The following is a 15,517-nucleotide window of genomic DNA, read 5'->3' on the forward strand; positions in this document are numbered from 1 at the left end:
CAAGAGCGGCGGGAGGTCTTTCGACCTTCCGCCGCTTTTTTGTGTGGCTGGCAGGTTGCGCTGTCTAGTTTGCGATTCGGGCGACAGTGTCGGCCGGATCATCCGCCACGCTCAACAGCTCAAAAGCGAGCGTCTCACGCACATCGGTGGGCAGTTTCATCCGCAAAGCCTGCTCAAGGGCAGCGGCCTGATCGCCAAGCTCGGCTTCGCCAAACAGCGCCGCAGTCCCGGCCAGCTTGTGGACGATCGCGGCAAGCTTGTCGCATTCCTCCTGTGAGCCCCCCTGCGCGGACAATGCGCCGCTTTCAAGCGCCTCTCGCACCGCTTCAACCGCTTCCCTGCGCCGTTTTTCCCAGCGTCGCAAAAGCGCAGGCGAACGCGGCGCTGGCGCGATGTCCGGGCCGTAGCGCGCGGTGCCGTCGGCGGTCGTGGGCCGAAGTAAAAGTCTCTCGCCGATCTTGGGCGAGCGCGAGGCCGGATCGCGCGATATGTCGACGATCCGGGTGGTGACACAATCCTCGTCACCCTCTGCCTCGCCATGGCAATCATCCGCCTTGTCGCTCTCGTAATCCGTCGAGCGCAAAGCTTGATTGTCCTCGTCTTCGCCATCGGCGATGATGCGCGTGGGCAGCCAGCGTTGAAGCGTTCGGGCAAGATCGGCAAACACCAGTGGCTTTGCAAGATGGCCTTGCATCCCAGCATCGCGCGCCGCTGCCAAATCCTCTTGAAAAGCGTTTGCGGTGAGCGCGATGATCGGGAGCTCGTCCGGAGTAATTCCCTCGGCCCGGATCGCACGTGTCGCGGCATAGCCGTCGCAGCCGGGCATCTGAATATCCATCAGCACAAGATCATAGGGTTTGCCCCGCACGATGGAATCGATCACCATCGCAATGCCCTCGTTCCCGTCATGCGCATTCGCAACGCTTTGTCCGCACCGCTCAAGCATTTCGGTGACAAGCATCCGGTTCACATCGTGATCCTCCACCAGCAAAATGCTCGCCTGCTGTGGCAGCATAGAGGGTTCGAACTCCCTGTCCTCCTCCACTGTCTCTGGAACCGGCGCCTGTGTGTAGGTTGCCGGAAGGGTCAATGTGAAGCGCGAGCCCACACCTGCCTCGCTCTCCACTTCGATTGTGCCGCCCAAAAGCTCGGCCAATTGCCTGCTGATCGTCAGGCCAAGCCCGGTCCCGCCGAACCGGCGTGCAGTGTCGCTTTCGCCTTGCGTGAAGGGGGCGAATATCGTCTTGAGACGCGCCGGGTTGATGCCGATACCTGTGTCGGTCACGCTAATGCTTATGTTCTCCTCATCGCCGTTCACGCCGATGCGAACTTTGCCTTCTTCGGTGAACTTGATCGCATTGCCGATGAGATTGAGCGCAATCTGTCGCAGTCGCAGCCCATCTGTCTTGATCCAGGGATTTAACCTTTGCGCAACGCCCGCCTTGGCAAGCGCGTCGGAAGCTTCTGAAATCGAGAACTCGAGCGTTAATCCCGCCTTTTCCGCGGACGGGCGATAAAGCGCCACGCACTCTGATATTGTGGCGAACACATCCACCGGTTCCTTGGCGGTGCACACCTGTCCCGCCTCGATCTTCGACAGATCGAGAATATCGTTCAGAAGCATCATCATTGATCGACCCGATTGGACGATCATATCGGCATGGCGACGGTTCTCCTCGCTCAATTCGCCTTCGCGTAACAACTCCGCAAAGCCCAGAACCCCGTTCATGGGCGTGCGGATTTCATGGCTCATATTTGCCAGGAACTCGCTTTTCGCGCGAGCGGCTTTCTCAGCGGACTTGCGCGCTCTCGTGAGCAGAAGTTCAAGCTCGACACGCTTTGTCACATCGCGCGCGGAAACGACAATGCCTCTTGGCCTGTCGCTGGCCGCGTCTTTCACGACTGCGCATTCGGCCTCGATGAAAACGGGGTTGCCGTTATCGTCATCCAGCAGGCGGCGATAGGTCAGGCGTTCCTTTTCGCTTCGCCCGCTATACAACAAGTCGAATACGTTTTTGATATCGTCACGCGCGTCTTCGTGTGCCCGTTGATCCACCCGTGTTCCGACAATCTCTTCAGGCGAGCGGTTCAAAACATCGAGAACCGAGGGTGAGGCGTAGGTGCACACCCGGCGATGATCGATGAACAGAACGGCATCTGTGATCCCTTCGGTCAGAACGGCCAGTTCACGTCGCCCCTTGCGCAATTCTTCGGTCAGGCGTTCGCGCCCTGCGAAAATGGCGGCAACCGGCAGGCCGGTAAGGAAGTTCGCGGCAATAAAGGCTTGGAGGAGGTGCAGTTTTATACTCTCATCAAGCCCCGCCGTGGCGGTTGGCCCCACCCCGGTGTAGCTCGTAACCCCTGCGACGATGGCGATGCCGGGGACAAAAAGAGCGGTGCCCAGAGCGCCGAGCCGGATCGCCAGCATCAAGGTGATCGGAGGCACCAGAAACATGAGGGAATAATTGTTGTTGGTCAGATCAATAGTGACTGCAACCAGCCCGAACGCAGCCAGGCTTGCACCCTCAAGCAGCTTTTTCGGCGTGACGGCCGCTGGCGTCCTCCAAGCTCTGGAGACAAGCAGAACGGCGGGCACGATCAGGATCGCGCCCATGGTTTCGGCGACAAACCACGCAGTCATGCCGCTCAAGACTGCATCAAGGCCTGGACCCAGCGCGGGTGCCGCAATCAAGGCGCCTGCAATAGGGGCAACAACCCCGGCATACTGCAGAAAATGCCCCAGATGCGAGAGGTCGGTGAGGTCGGGCACTGCGCCGCATACCCTGCGGACCAGCCAGGCCGCGATCAGGACGTTGGCCAGGTTGGCGATAGAGAACACAAACGCTGTCGGGACAGCCGTGCCCGACAGCACATTGGCTGCCAGGCTGCCAAGACCAATAGCCAGGATCAAAGGCAATTCATTGCGCAGGCAGGCAATGAACAGGACCGACACTGCTAAGGCGTTGGGGACCCAGATGCTGGCGAGCGCTGCATCAAAACGGGCAAGTGCCAGACACCAGAAACCGGCGCAGAAATAAGCCAGACCCGTCGCGATCCCGTAGGCCCAACTGCGAATGTCGGCATGCGCTCCGAACAATGTGCGCAGATCCATTTTCGAAAATGGATGCGAAAAGCCGCTCGATGGTTGGGTTGATACACCCAAAGTGCGCGGCAGCGGCTCGATGCGGCTCCGCGTGCGCGCGGACGTGCCGTTCCCGAGATAATCTTCGGCATCAAAGGCATATGCTTTGCCAGACGTGTTTGCTGCGCTATCTATGCTGCGCTCCATCGCTTATCGCTCAAAGAGGTGTGGAGTTGCTAGCGTGCTAGCGTTAGCTCCTGTGCATCCTCGAAGCTGGTTTTGTGGCTCGTTCGCGAAACCAATTTTACCCCTCGCAGAGAATCAATGATCAAGGCCAAATCACGCTATCAGGGAAAACCCAGAGAACTGCGGTGGCACTGGCTTTTGGCAATTGCCCTGTTCCACGTCGCCGCGCTTTATGGCCTTGCAAGCCTGCTCGCGCCTGACTTTACCGCCAGCGTTCAGGAAGAGGTGGGCCGCGTTCTTACCGTGACGGTCACGACACCCGACGACGAACCGGACCCCGAAACTGAGCCCGAACCCGATGAAGGAGCAAGCGGGAATGCAGGCAAGCAGGCCGTGCCCGAGCCGGTGACCGCTCCGCCATCGCGAACTGAAACCCGGCCCGAGCCGCGCCCGCGCGCCTCTTCGACCGGCACAGCCGACACCTCGGGCGCAACCGATGCCGGCGATGGCACCGGGCGCGAGGGCGAGGGCCTTGGGACAGGCAGCGGCAATCAGGGCGGCGGGCAGGGCAATGGTGTCGCCGTCAAGCCCAGCGTGCGATCGGGTTCGCTTGACCCAAGGCGCGATTTTCCGGCGCCAGAAGGCGGGCGTTCGGCGCGATATGGCACCTCGGTCACCGTTGTCTTTACGGTGCAGCGCGATGGCCGTGCGACCAATTGCTCGGTCGCGCGCACCAGCGCGGATGCGGCGACGACCTCGCTGGTGTGCGGATTGGTGATGGAAAAAATTCGCTTCAACCCGGCGCGGCGTCAGGACGGCGAACCGGTGGCCGCTCGCTATGGCTATCGGGTTGATTTTCGTGAACGCTAAGACCACGATATTACGTGAGAATACGTGGTCAGTTGTTCTGCTTCGCAATCGGGTGCATAGCTTTTGCGAAAGGGCTGGAAGAAGGGCAGAAATGCCGAAGAATGGCCCCAGACCAAGGGCCGAAAGCTAAGGATTAGTGCGCTCGTGATCCATCCCATCATATTATGCGGCGGCAGCGGCACACGCCTTTGGCCGATGAGCGTTAAAGCCAGACCCAAACCGTTCCTACCTCTTGTCGGTGACACAAGCCTGTTCGAACAGGCGTGTTCGCGGGTGGCGGATGATGCGCGGTTTGCAGACCCTGTCATCGTCGCAGGCGAGGCTCATGAAGCCTTGATCACCGAGCAAATGTGCACAGCATCCTATCGCCTGATCATTGAGCCAGCAGCGAAAAACACCGCGCCTGCGATCGCGCTTGCAGCAGCTGTGCTCGAACCTGATGCAATCATGCTGGTGTGCCCGAGCGATCACTATATCGCCGACCCTGCGGCTTTTCGCGAGGCTGCGGCGGCTGCGGGGGCCCTGGCCGCAAAAGATTATCTCACCGCCTTCGGCATCACCGCCGACCGGCCCGAAACCGGCTATGGCTATATCCGGCGTGGCGAGGCGCTTGAGGGCGGATTTGCGATTGCCCAATTCGTTGAGAAACCCGATTTCGAGCGCGCGAAAAGCTATCTGGCGACCGGCGAATACAGCTGGAACGGAGGGATTTTCGCTTTCCGGGCGGGCGCTTACCTCGACGCTCTGGCGCAGTATCGTCCGGCGATGGCCAATGCGGTCAGAGCGTCTGTAGCAGGCGCCAAAACCGACGGCGCAATCATCCACCCGTCAGCTCCGGAGTTTGCCGCAATCGAGGGGGATTCGGTCGACTATGCGGTGATGGAAAACACGCCCAATGCCGCCATGGTCCCTGCCGATATGGGCTGGTCCGATATTGGCAGTTGGGCCGCCTTGCAGGATGCTCTGGCGCAGCAGGAGCATGGCCCAGAGAGCGAAAAGAAGGGCGCGAATGTCGTGAAAGGCCGCGCCGACCTTATCGATTGCAACGGGGTTCTCGCGATGAGCGATGGCCCGCGCATCTCGGCCGTGGGCCTTGAGGATGTGTGCATCGTGGTCACAGGCGATGAAGTGCTGGTCACCACGCGCGATGGCGCGCAAAAAGTCGGGAAGCTGCCCGGCGCGGTCAACCAGTAATGGGCACGCAGTTTCCTGTGCGCAAACTGGAAAAGCGTATGGTCGAAAAGGTCTGGGGCCGCGACCATCTGCCCGCGCCGTTTTCAGCGCCCGAAGGCAAACGCATCGGCGAGATCTGGTTCGAGCCGCCCCCTGAGCAAAGCGATCTGCTCGTCAAATATCTCTTCACCAGCGAAAAGCTTTCGGTTCAGGTGCATCCGGGCGAGGACACCGCGCGCGAAGGCGAACACAGCAAGGAGGAGTGCTGGCTCGTTGTTGATGCAGAGCCCGGTGCGCGGCTCGCAATCGGATTTGATGAACCCATCACACCAGAGGAGATGGGACGCGCGGCGCGCGATGGCACCATCGAACAGCTGCTCACTTGGCGCGAGGTCAAACCGGGCGATATCTTCCACCTGAAACCGGGTACTGTTCACGCGATTGGACCGGGCCTGTCGCTCGTCGAGATCCAGCAGAACAGCGATACGACTTTTCGTCTTTACGACTATGGCCGCGCGCGCGAACTTCACCTTGATCGCGCGCTCGATGTGGCGCTCGGCACGCCTTTTCCCGCTTCGTCGCAAGGCACCGTGCAAGAACGCCAGCCGACATTGATCGACGGAGCAAAGTTTCGCCTCGACCGGGTTGAGGGGAGGCCCGATGCGGCTGTCATAGCCGCCTATCCGGGCGCGGTGATGGCGCTGCCGCTTGATGGTCGGGTGAAAGCGGTAAACAGCGATGCAATCGCCCGCGAAGGCGAATGCGTGATCACACCCGGCCTCGACGCGCTCGATTTCAGCGAAGCGAAGGTGACCTTGCTAACGCGGTCGGTCTAGGCCTTTGCGCTGGCCCGATCTCAGGCGCTCATCTCCAACCCGTCGTCATTGGCTTCGCCCAGCAAGGCGTGTTCGAGTTCCGCCGTTCCATAAGGTTTCCTGATGAGGCCAGAGGCCCCAAGGGCCTCAAGGTCGCTGGACAATTCCGAATAGCCCGTTGCGAGCACAAAGCGGACCCCTCGGGCGGCCAATTCCTGCGCGACGGGGCGGCTCGATTCAGAACCAAGGTTATAGTCCACAATCGCGAAATCGGGCTCTCGCTCCTCAATCGCTTTCAGCGCACCGTTGACGGTGTTTTCCACCCGCACCGAAGCAACACCCATTTCGATCAGGCTGTCTTCGGTATCGAGCGCGATGATCATATTGTCCTCAACGATCAGAACATCCTCGGGCAGGGTGCGCGTGGCCTTCGGCTGGATCGGGGCATCCTCACCCGATAGCGCGCCGTCACCGGTAGGCATCGCCCGCTCCGGGGGTGCGACAAAGCGGGCCGGAATTCGGAACTTTGCCTCGACACCAGAGAGATTGAAATTCATCTCCGCCTCACCGCGAAGATCGTAGGGTATTGCGCGCGAAATGATGGTCGAGCCAAAACCCTTGCGCCCGGGCGGTTGAACAGGCGGTCCGCCGACCTCGGCCCAATTGATGAGCAAATCACCGTTCGATGCCTTCGACACCTCGACATTGATCGTGCCCCGGCTGTCGCAAAGGCTGCCATATTTGATCGAGTTTGTGACCAGTTCGTGCACGACAAGCGCAAGAACGGTGTAGGCCTCCGGCTGGATAAAGGCATCGTCGCCGGTCAGGTGCAGCCGGTCATTCTTGCCAGCGGTATAAGCCTCAAGCTCGGTTTCGAACAGCGCGGCGACTGGCGCAGGCGCCCAGTTCTGGCGCGTGATATTGTCGTGCGCACTTGCAAGAGCCGCGATCCGCCCGCCGATGATCGAGGCAAAATTGCTGACGCTGGTGGCATCTTTGCCCGATTGCGAAACAAGCGCGCGGATGAGGTTCAGGATATTGCGCACCCGGTGGTTGAGCTCCGCGATCAGCAGATCCTGTTTTTCCTGCGCGCGCTGGCGTTCCTGTGCGACCTCATCGGTCATGCGCAAGATCACCTCAAGAAGGGTGGAGCGAAGGCTCTCGGCGATGGTGATCTCGTCGTCGCTCCATTCCTCGCTCAAATCCTCAACCGTCTCGGCCCATGCCTTGAAGCTGCTGCGCGGCTCCAGACGGTCGGTGCCGGCTGTGACCGCCTTGGCCGGATTGCCGCCCCACAGCACGGTCCGGGTGAGCGGCTTGCGCCACAGCACGAGGTAATCGCGCGGGCTGCGCGAGATTGGCAAGACCAGTGCGCCTGCGACGGTATCGGCTATGCCTTCTGCCGCCTTGATACGCTTCGACAAGTTATTGGTCGCCAGGACGCTGCTATCATGCATCACGCTAAGGCCAGGCAGCAATGCCTTGAATTGCGTCTCGTCAGGAGCGCAGCCGCGCGCGCGATATTGGTCGCGGATCAACACGGAAGCGCCGTCATGTGCGATGAGTTCGCGCACCACGCTTTCGAACATATCGAGGTCTTCGACAAAGGAGATCCCGTCGGCAAACCGCCGCATCAGTTGTTCGTGCAGCGCAAGCGAGCGCACCCGCAATTTTTCTGACCGCTCCACCAGAAGCCGGTCGAGCATGAGCGAGAAGATCTGGCTCAACACTTCGGCAACGGTGCGCTGGGTGAAAGGGATCATCTTAGGCGTGCGGTGATGGCACGAGATAAGCCCCCAAAGCTGTCCTGCGCGCACAATCGCAATCGTCAGCGACGCGCCAACACCCATGTTCTTGAGATATCGGATGTGGATTTCGGAAGAGGCGCGCAGAACGCTCAGCGACAGGTCGAGCGGTTCGCTGTCCGGGCCGGGCGCTGGTTTAATCGGAGCATTCTGGGCATCCACATCGGCGATGATGCGAAAGCGGTTGCGCTTGAACAAATCGCGCGCCTGCATCGGAATGTCAGTGGCGGGATATCTGAGGCCAACGAAGCTTTCCAGCTCGTCCACCTTGTCCTCCGCCACCACTTCGCCGCTGTAATCGCGGTGGAAGCGGTAGATCATGACCCGGTCATATCCCAGAAGACCGCGCACAAGTTTCGCGGTCGACTGGCACAAGGTATCGACATCGCGCGCGCTCGAGATCGCATCTGTCATCGGCGCAATCGCGGTCAGATGATCCTGGGCATCACCTTGCAAATGGGGTTCGAATTCGATGATCGCGTGTTTGCCAGACGGGTGGATGACACAATCGTAGAGCGTATCGCCCGTGGTCAATTTGAGTCCAAAGACACGCTCGACCGCGTCATCTTCCTTGATCCGGTGCAGGCGTTCACGAAGGGTATCTATCGCTGCGCTGGCAAAGTGATCGCTCAATGGCTGGCCGGCGGCAATGGCCCTGTCACTGTCACTGTCAGTTTCGAGAACCGAGGCGGCATTGGCGCTGAAATGACTTATTTTCCAATCAAAATCGACCGCGATAAGCGCGCCGAAGCCTTGCACGTAGCCGATCTGGTGGATCGCCTCGCGGTCGCATTCGGTCAATTCATGGGGGAGGGTCTGGAAGTTCATTGTGTTATCTCGTCCCCACTTTTGGCCGCGTCATCCGTGCGACGGTAAGAAAATGGTCAAAAATGCAGGCCGCAGCGCGCGCCGCGATCTCTTCATCCTGAAACGCGCAAGGCTCTTCGATGCGAGGGCGCAGCGCTTGCCAGAATTCGGTCATGGCGGTGTCGCCCAGAAAGGCGGCGGGCCAGCGGTCATTATCGGGCAGGGCGCGGCGCATATCGTGCAGCATCGCGCGGTTACCCAGTGAAGAGCCAGCCAGCACCCACGCTGCGCCGATCAAGCCCGGTGTGCCTTGATCGGCAAGCGCGAATTCGAACCGCTGCACCGGAATTTCAGCACCCAAGGCTTCCAAATCCTGCGCCAGAAGGGGCGATTGCTCGGGCGGCGTCAGGGCGGCGGGCGCGACTTTGCCAAACCATTCCTCAATGGGCACGCGGGCCTCGTATTGGGCGGTGAGAAACCGGATATAGTCGCCGCGAGAACGCCAGTCTTCGGGCGGACGCATGGCGGTATCGAGCCGGTCGTGAAGGGCGGCCGTCGCCTCGCGCAATTGCAGGCGCAAGGTTCGCGGCAACCGCTCTTCGCTGCGGTCCGGTGCCAGGGTTGTTTTCATTTCGCTATCCAAGTCGTCACTCAAAATAGACACAAATAGCGTCGATGCAATGTTACAAGGGGGCGTGCGCGAAGCAGGCGCATTAATCGTTGGGCGATATTGCGCGAGAATGCACCCACTAATTGTCAGTGCATTTGAATAGTTGTGGGAAGTTGCGTGTGTTGCGCGAGTGGGGTTCTACTTCTTTTCGAGCAACCTGCCGCCGTGTTTTTTGACGGCGCGCTCCAATGTGCCGCGCAGGAAGCCGAGCATCGCGGGCAGGTCCATTTCGATAGTGACAGTGTCATCGCCCACATCAATCCCGCCTTCGATCTGCTGTCCGGCGGCGGTGATGAAAAGGTCCATCCGGTCTTCGTTGGGCCATTCGGTTTCGACCGTGGCCATTCCGGGCGGGAAATAGCTGCCGATTTCGTGGGCGTGGGCGTGCATCCGGCGGCGCACTTCTTCGCGGCCAAGCGAGTGGGGGAGCGAGACGCGCATTGCTAGCTCTTCAGTTCTTTGGTGGCAGGGGCGAAATCTGGAAGCGGTACGCCGGTGTCGGGCATCCCTGATGCATCTTGGAGCAAATCATCGCTGCCAAAGCGGTAGTCGAGATAGCGCGATTTGACCGCCAGATCGTCCATCGCCCCTTCGGCCAGACGCCGCGTGACCCGGTCAAGCTCGCCGGAGATTTTGGTAAGGCTCTCGATCAGCCTTGCATCAGCCGTGCCGCCTGCATGCTCTTCTGAACGCAAATGCTCTGGGATTTTGCGGTAATTGTCGATCGTCTCAGGGATGTAGTCACCCACCAGCTCGCGCACTTCGGACATAGCGGGGTGCGCTTCGTCCATTGTCTCAAGCTGAGCGCCGAGTGCGTCCAATTGTCCGCCCATCTTCTCGACCAAGGCCGCTGCCATTGGCGGCAGGCTAGCGCGCTGGCTTTCAAGCCACAGTTCAACCCGCGCAACCATCTGCTTGGGGTTGCCCTGTTTGAGTTCAGAGCGCTTGGGGATTTTCACCTTGGGAAATTGCGAGAAGAACACCGCCGCGCACATGATCGCCATTGCGACGGCCATCACACCAACAAAGCCAATGCCATTGAGCACAACGCCAATGATCGAGGCCGCTGTCATGATCGCAAAGACTGCGAGCGCGAAATAGCCGCCGCGCTTCGCCCACGTCTTCAATTTCGCATTGGCCGAACCCTTTCCAATCGAGGCTGCGCGCCGGTGCACCCCGCCGTGGCGATTGGCGTCTAGCGACTGGCTTGCCGCGTGCATGATCCGATCAGATTCGCTGGTGGTGTCTGCCATTAGCTATCCAGCGACAACAACGAGGGTTCGCTCGCGACCTTGGCTTGCGCCTGAGCCTGTCCTTCGGCGCGGGCGATGTAACCCTTTGATTTCTCGACCTCATCGGTGAGGACGTTGACGGTCTGCTTCATGCTATCAAGAGCGCGCACCTTGAAGTCGTCAACTTCATCCATCGTGTCATAGATGTTCTGGAACGCGCGTTGCAGTGTTTCGAGCGGAATGGTGCTGGCCGCAGCTTGCTCATGGATTTGGGCGGTCTGTTCACGCAGCAGTGTGCTGGTGGAATCGATGATGTCGCTCGTCGTCTGGTTGAGCGAGGTAATCTGCCCCAGAACGAGTTTCTGATTGGTCATCGCCTGCGCCACGGTCACAGCGGTGCGAAGCGCGCCCACGGTCGTGGTGCTGGCGCGGTCAACGCCTTTGACAAGCTCGACATTGTTTTTCTTGACCAGATCAAGCGCGAGATAGCCTTGCACGCTCACCGCCATTTGCGTGAGCAAATCCTGCGTGCGCTGGCGCACATAGAACAGCGCACTTTCGCGCAGAGCCTTGGCTTTTTCGGGGTCGCTTGCATCAAGCTCAAGCGCCTTTGCCTCAAGCTTTGCATCGAGCGTCTTGGCGATATGGATCATCTGCTCCAGCTCGCCCATCGCCTCCCACAATTTCGCGCGCTCGGTGTCGATCGCGGCATTGTCCATGTGGAGCTCTTTCTTGCCCGATTCGAGCCGCTCGAGGATCGCCTGAATGTGCCCCTGACTGCTGGTGTAGCTATCGAAGTAATTCTTGAGCTTGTTGCCAAACGGGATGATCCCGAACAGGCGGCGCGGTTCCAGCAATTTGTTCTTCTTGCCCGGATCAAGGTCTTCGACCGTGCGACGCAGTTCGGCCAAATCGCTGCCCACCCCGCTATCGGCGTCCATCGCGCGCACAGGGCGGTCGAGGAAGCGGTTGGAGTGCGCGGCAGCGGCGCGGATCTGTTCCTGACCCATGCGGGTGATCTGATCGACCTTCGCGCCAAATTCCGGCGAATTGGCATCGACCGAGATCAGATCATCGACAAACGCATCCGCCTTGGTTTCAAGCGCCGATTTCTGCTCGGTTGATACCGGCACCAGCCCGGCCGCCCTCTCGGGTGCGACCTGTGGCACGGGATCGGGCGGGGTGAGCTCGAAATCCGTCGCGGTTTTCGTCGGCGCGGAAATGTTGATGTCTGGCGTTGCTTCTTTGCTCATGGCAGGAAATCGATGCTCCCTATACGGATATATGAGGCCTCGTGCCTCTTCCCTACTGTATTAGTGATCTAAAACACGTTGTTCAAGCTTGCGCTCAGGATCACTTTCAAACCTGCCCGTTTCTTGCGCCCTCGTCCATGCTTTTGCACTCGCACCTGTATGCTTTTGCAGCTTTTGTTTGTCCGCGAATGGTCGTAAAAGCGGCGTCAAAGGAAACCGCATTGTCACAATCAGACAACTATCCGGCTGACAATTATCCGGAAAAAAGCACGACGGCTGAGCCCGGGCGCGAAGAACGCGACCCTTCGGCTGTATGGGGCAAAGTCGACAGCCCGAAAGAAGCAGTGAAAGCCGCGACGCAAAGCCGCTATGGCCTGATGCGCGTACTTGCGACCTTCCGGGGATGGTGGCGCGATGATGTCATCGGCCAGGTCGACCACGAGGATGTCATCGCCAAACGCCGCGATGATTGCCTCATGTCAGAGCATTATCTGTTCATGACCGCAATGAGCGCCGGGATCGCGGTCATCGGCCTCCTTCAATCCTCGACCGCCGTTGTGATCGGCGCAATGCTTCTCTCGCCCTTGATGGGGCCGATCATGGGCCTCGGCTTTGCGCTTGGCATTACCGATTATCAATGGCTCAAGCAGTCGACCATGTCGCTCTTTTGGGGGAGTTTTGGCGCGGTTCTCTTGTGCTCGATCATCGTGTTCGTGTCGCCAATCACAACGATAACGCCAGAGATCGCCGCGCGCACGCAGCCCAATTTGTTCGACTTGCTTGTGGCGCTGTTTTCAGGGCTTGCAGGCGCCTATGCCATGATCAGGGGGCGCGCCAATGCTATCGTCGGCGTGGCAATCGCGACCGCCCTGATGCCGCCTCTGGCTGTTGTGGGCTTCGGCTTTGCGACCTTCAACTGGACGGTCTTTTCCGGCGCGCTTTTGCTGTTCGTGACCAACCTTGTGACCATCGCGCTCACCGCTTGGGGTCTTTCCAAGATCTACGGTTTTCGCGGCAGCCTCAGCCAGCGCCAGTCGCAGTTCCAGAACACCATGATCGTTGTGGTCTTTCTGGCGCTAGCGGTGCCGCTTGGCCTGTCGCTGCGCACGATCGCATGGGAAGCCAACGCCCAGCGCATTGTGCGCGAGGAGATCACGGAAGAATTTGAAGGCTCGGGCCGTCTGGCAGAGCTCGACATTTCCTTTACCGAAGAGCTGATCGGCGTGACCGCCACCATGTTCAGCCCCGATTTTCGCGAGGATGCGGAAGGAGACATCACCAAGGCGCTCGAAGGACGCCTTGGCCGCAGCGTCAATATGACCTTGGCGCAGGTCGAAACCGGGTCGAGCGCGAGGGACACCGACGAGGCAGCACTTGCCGCAGCGCGCGCGCGCGAGGAGCAGGCAGCAGCTTCTGCTCGCGCCAATGCCCTGGCGGGTCGTCTCGCGCTGATTGCCGGCGTGCCGGATAGCGAAGTGACCGTCGACACTGGCCGCAAACGGGCAACGGTAAGAGCGCTCGAACTGGAGGGCGCCAGCCTTGCCTCCTACCGCGCGCTGGAGATGCGAATTGCCGCTACCGAACCGGATTGGGTGATCGAAGTGCTGCCGCCAATGGGCGATTTGCCCCGCACCGTTTCCTTCGGCGAGGAGGGCCCCGATCAAGAGGGGCAGAAAGCGCTCGCATTGATCGAATGGGCCGCCAAACGCACCGGGCTGCCCGTGGTGCTTTCCGGACGGGAGGTCGAGGCGACACAGGCCGCCGAGGCGTTGAAAGAGAGCGGTGTGAACGCGCGGATCGAGCCAGGCTTCGGACCCTTGCGAGCCGTTTGGGGCGAGCCCTAGGCCGCCATCTCAATCGGGACGATCTCGCCGGCGAGATAGAGTTTTTTCGCCTTGGCGCGGCTGAGCTTGCCTGAACTTGTGCGCGGCAATGTGCGTGGCGGGACCAGCTCGACAACGCAGCTCATACCCGTGACCGAGCGCACCTTGTCCGCGATTTCCTCGCGCAGTTTGACCCGCTCGACCGGATCGGACACGCGGCAATGGACCAGCACCGCAGGCGCTTCTTCGCCATTTTCGGTTTCGAGCGAGAAGGCGGCAATGTCGCCGTGGTTAAAGCCGGGCAGTTGCTCGACAGCCCACTCGATATCCTGCGGCCAATGGTTCTTGCCATTGATAATGATCATGTCCTTGGCGCGGCCCACGATGAACAGATAGCCATCGGCGGTGTAGCCCATGTCGCCAGTGTCGAGCCAACCGTCAATGAGACAATCCTCGGTCGCTTCCTTGTTGCGGAAATAAGAGTGCATGACCGATGGGCCGCGGCACCAGACCTTGCCGATCTGATGATCGGTGCGCGCTTTTCCGCTTTCGCCGGTGATGCGCACTTCCATGTCGGGCAGCGGCTTGCCGCAGTTCACAATCGCGCGGTAGCGGGCAGGGCGCGAAATGTCGCGCGGCGTGCCCGAAAGCCGCTCTTCCTCGACAAGTTCGACCTTGATCCCTTCGCCCGGCGGCATGACGGTAACCGCTAGCACAGCCTCGGCAAGGCCATAGGACGGGGTGAAGGCGCTCGCCTTGAAGCCGGCCGGCGCAAAGGCGTTGACGAAGCTTTGCATGACATCCGGACGGATCATGTCCGCGCCGTTCCCTGCAACGCGCCAGCGTGAAAGGTCGAAGCGTTCGGCCACATTCGACTGGCTCGAAATGCGGCGTGCGCAAATGTCATAACCGAATGTCGGCGAATAGCTGAGTGTGTTGCCTTTGTTGGCGCTGATCATGTCGAGCCATGCGAGCGGTCGGCGCGCAAAGGCATCAGGTTTCAGGCAATCGCCCGACACCTGATTGGCGATAAGCGAAAGGAAGCACCCCACAAGGCCCATATCGTGATACCACGGCAGCCAGCTGACGCAGCGGTCATTCTCGCCCAGGTTCATCGTGGTCGAGTGACCGTATAGATTGTGCAGCAGCGCCTCATGCGTCACCGCGACCCCGGTGGGGAAACGCGTCGAGCCGGAGGAATATTGAAGATAACAAATATCCTGCGGGCCGGTCTTGGGAAGCTCGACCTCGGGCGCGTCAAGCTTTGCAAAATCCTGCCAGCTGGTGCCCTTGCACCCCTGACGTTCCGCTGCAGCGCCCGCCATCTCCCCGATCTCTTCGGGATAGATCAGCACCACCGGATCAGAGCTTTGCAACTGCACCGAAAGCTGGTCGATATAGCTTTCCTTGCCGCCGAACGAGGTGGGCAGGGGCAGGGGAACAGGCCATGCGCCGACATAAACGCACGCACAGAACAGAGCCGCAAAATCGGGTCCCGTTTCCGCGATCAGGGCAACGCGGTCTTCGCGTTTGATGCCCGAAGCAATGAGCCGATAGGCCATCTGGAGCGCATCTTCGCGCATCTCGCGATAGGGATAGACCCGCTCAAGCCGGCCACGCATATCGTGAAAATTAAGGCCTTTTTCGCTTTTCGCGGCGTAATCGATCGCATCGTTGAAGGTCGCGAACTGGGCGCGGATCCGTGGCAATTCACAGTCATTCGGCGTTGCCACGAGGGCCGGCGGGGGCGTCAAAGCGGCGTCGGTCATAGTGTTTGCAAGTCCGTCATCTTGGGCGCGTG

The 15,517-nt window shown here is 60.1% G+C and carries 11 protein-coding genes; 4 read left to right on the top strand and 7 right to left on the bottom strand.

The window, feature by feature from the left end; translation table 11 throughout:
- Positions 1 to 64: 64 nt before the first annotated feature.
- Positions 65 to 3,289 (bottom strand): ATP-binding protein, encoded by a 3,225-nt coding sequence (locus MWU38_RS00915; protein ID WP_247269952.1) that lies wholly within the window; start codon positions 3,287 to 3,289, stop codon positions 65 to 67.
- 117 nt (positions 3,290 to 3,406) lie between these two features.
- Between MWU38_RS00915 and MWU38_RS00920 the strand changes: the two genes are divergently transcribed.
- From MWU38_RS00920 to MWU38_RS00930, 3 genes are all read left to right on the top strand, one after another.
- Positions 3,407 to 4,138: an energy transducer TonB gene (locus tag MWU38_RS00920; RefSeq protein WP_247269953.1), complete on the top strand. Its 732-nt coding sequence runs from the start codon at positions 3,407 to 3,409 to the stop codon at positions 4,136 to 4,138.
- A 144-nt stretch (positions 4,139 to 4,282) separates the two neighbouring features.
- The gene (locus tag MWU38_RS00925; RefSeq protein WP_348646853.1) at positions 4,283 to 5,332 is read left to right on the top strand and encodes a sugar phosphate nucleotidyltransferase; all 1,050 of its coding nucleotides are present in this window, start codon (positions 4,283 to 4,285) and stop codon (positions 5,330 to 5,332) included.
- On the top strand, positions 5,332 to 6,147 hold the full coding sequence (locus tag MWU38_RS00930; protein WP_247269954.1) for a class I mannose-6-phosphate isomerase: 816 nt from the start codon (positions 5,332 to 5,334) through the stop codon (positions 6,145 to 6,147). Before MWU38_RS00925 ends, MWU38_RS00930 begins: the two co-directional genes overlap by 1 nt.
- Positions 6,148 to 6,167: 20 nt before the next feature.
- Here the strand turns inward: MWU38_RS00930 and MWU38_RS00935 are convergent, their stop codons facing one another.
- The 5 genes from MWU38_RS00935 to MWU38_RS00955 form a co-directional block, all read right to left on the bottom strand.
- A complete protein-coding gene (locus MWU38_RS00935) occupies positions 6,168 to 8,759 on the bottom strand; it encodes an HWE histidine kinase domain-containing protein (protein ID WP_247269955.1) in 2,592 nt (863 codons plus the stop codon).
- A gap of 4 nt (positions 8,760 to 8,763) precedes the next feature.
- A complete protein-coding gene (locus MWU38_RS00940; RefSeq protein WP_247269956.1) occupies positions 8,764 to 9,369 on the bottom strand; it encodes a biliverdin-producing heme oxygenase in 606 nt (201 codons plus the stop codon).
- A gap of 177 nt (positions 9,370 to 9,546) precedes the next feature.
- A complete protein-coding gene (locus tag MWU38_RS00945; protein ID WP_247269957.1) occupies positions 9,547 to 9,849 on the bottom strand; it encodes a polyhydroxyalkanoic acid system family protein in 303 nt (100 codons plus the stop codon).
- Positions 9,850 to 9,851: 2 nt separating this feature from the next.
- Positions 9,852 to 10,661 (bottom strand): hypothetical protein, encoded by an 810-nt coding sequence (locus MWU38_RS00950; RefSeq protein WP_247269958.1) that lies wholly within the window; start codon positions 10,659 to 10,661, stop codon positions 9,852 to 9,854.
- Positions 10,661 to 11,893, bottom strand: a complete 1,233-nt coding sequence (locus tag MWU38_RS00955; protein WP_247269959.1) for a toxic anion resistance protein — start codon at positions 11,891 to 11,893, stop codon at positions 10,661 to 10,663. The genes MWU38_RS00950 and MWU38_RS00955 overlap by 1 nt, the downstream gene beginning before the upstream one ends.
- A 221-nt stretch (positions 11,894 to 12,114) precedes the next feature.
- Here MWU38_RS00955 and MWU38_RS00960 point away from each other — a divergent pair, with 221 nt between their 5' ends.
- Positions 12,115 to 13,737 carry a TIGR00341 family protein gene (locus MWU38_RS00960; protein WP_247269960.1) on the top strand — a complete coding sequence of 541 codons (1,623 nt, stop codon included), beginning with the start codon at positions 12,115 to 12,117 and terminating at the stop codon, positions 13,735 to 13,737.
- Here MWU38_RS00960 and MWU38_RS00965 read toward each other — a convergent pair.
- Positions 13,734 to 15,485, bottom strand: coding sequence for a fatty acyl-AMP ligase (locus MWU38_RS00965; protein WP_247269961.1), 1,752 nt, complete (start codon positions 15,483 to 15,485; stop codon positions 13,734 to 13,736). The two genes, MWU38_RS00960 and MWU38_RS00965, sit on opposite strands and share 4 nt — an antisense overlap.
- Positions 15,486 to 15,517 lie beyond the last annotated feature (32 nt).

Origin of the sequence: Qipengyuania sp. S6317L1 (genome assembly GCF_023015615.1) — a bacterium.
Classification (GTDB): domain Bacteria; phylum Pseudomonadota; class Alphaproteobacteria; order Sphingomonadales; family Sphingomonadaceae; genus Erythrobacter.

What these genes read in the sequence shown, in the direction of transcription:
- MWU38_RS00915 (WP_247269952.1), bottom strand. Translation starts at nt 3,289, where the DNA reads ATGGAGCGCAGCATAGATAGCGCAGCAAACACGTCTGGCAAAGCATAT.
- MWU38_RS00920 (WP_247269953.1), top strand. Translation starts at nt 3,407, where the DNA reads ATGATCAAGGCCAAATCACGCTATCAGGGAAAACCCAGAGAACTGCGG.
- MWU38_RS00930 (WP_247269954.1), top strand. Translation starts at nt 5,332, where the DNA reads ATGGGCACGCAGTTTCCTGTGCGCAAACTGGAAAAGCGTATGGTCGAA.
- MWU38_RS00935 (WP_247269955.1), bottom strand. Translation starts at nt 8,759, where the DNA reads ATGAACTTCCAGACCCTCCCCCATGAATTGACCGAATGCGACCGCGAG.
- MWU38_RS00940 (WP_247269956.1), bottom strand. Translation starts at nt 9,369, where the DNA reads ATGAAAACAACCCTGGCACCGGACCGCAGCGAAGAGCGGTTGCCGCGA.
- MWU38_RS00945 (WP_247269957.1), bottom strand. Translation starts at nt 9,849, where the DNA reads ATGCGCGTCTCGCTCCCCCACTCGCTTGGCCGCGAAGAAGTGCGCCGC.
- MWU38_RS00950 (WP_247269958.1), bottom strand. Translation starts at nt 10,661, where the DNA reads ATGGCAGACACCACCAGCGAATCTGATCGGATCATGCACGCGGCAAGC.
- MWU38_RS00955 (WP_247269959.1), bottom strand. Translation starts at nt 11,893, where the DNA reads ATGAGCAAAGAAGCAACGCCAGACATCAACATTTCCGCGCCGACGAAA.
- MWU38_RS00965 (WP_247269961.1), bottom strand. Translation starts at nt 15,485, where the DNA reads ATGACCGACGCCGCTTTGACGCCCCCGCCGGCCCTCGTGGCAACGCCG.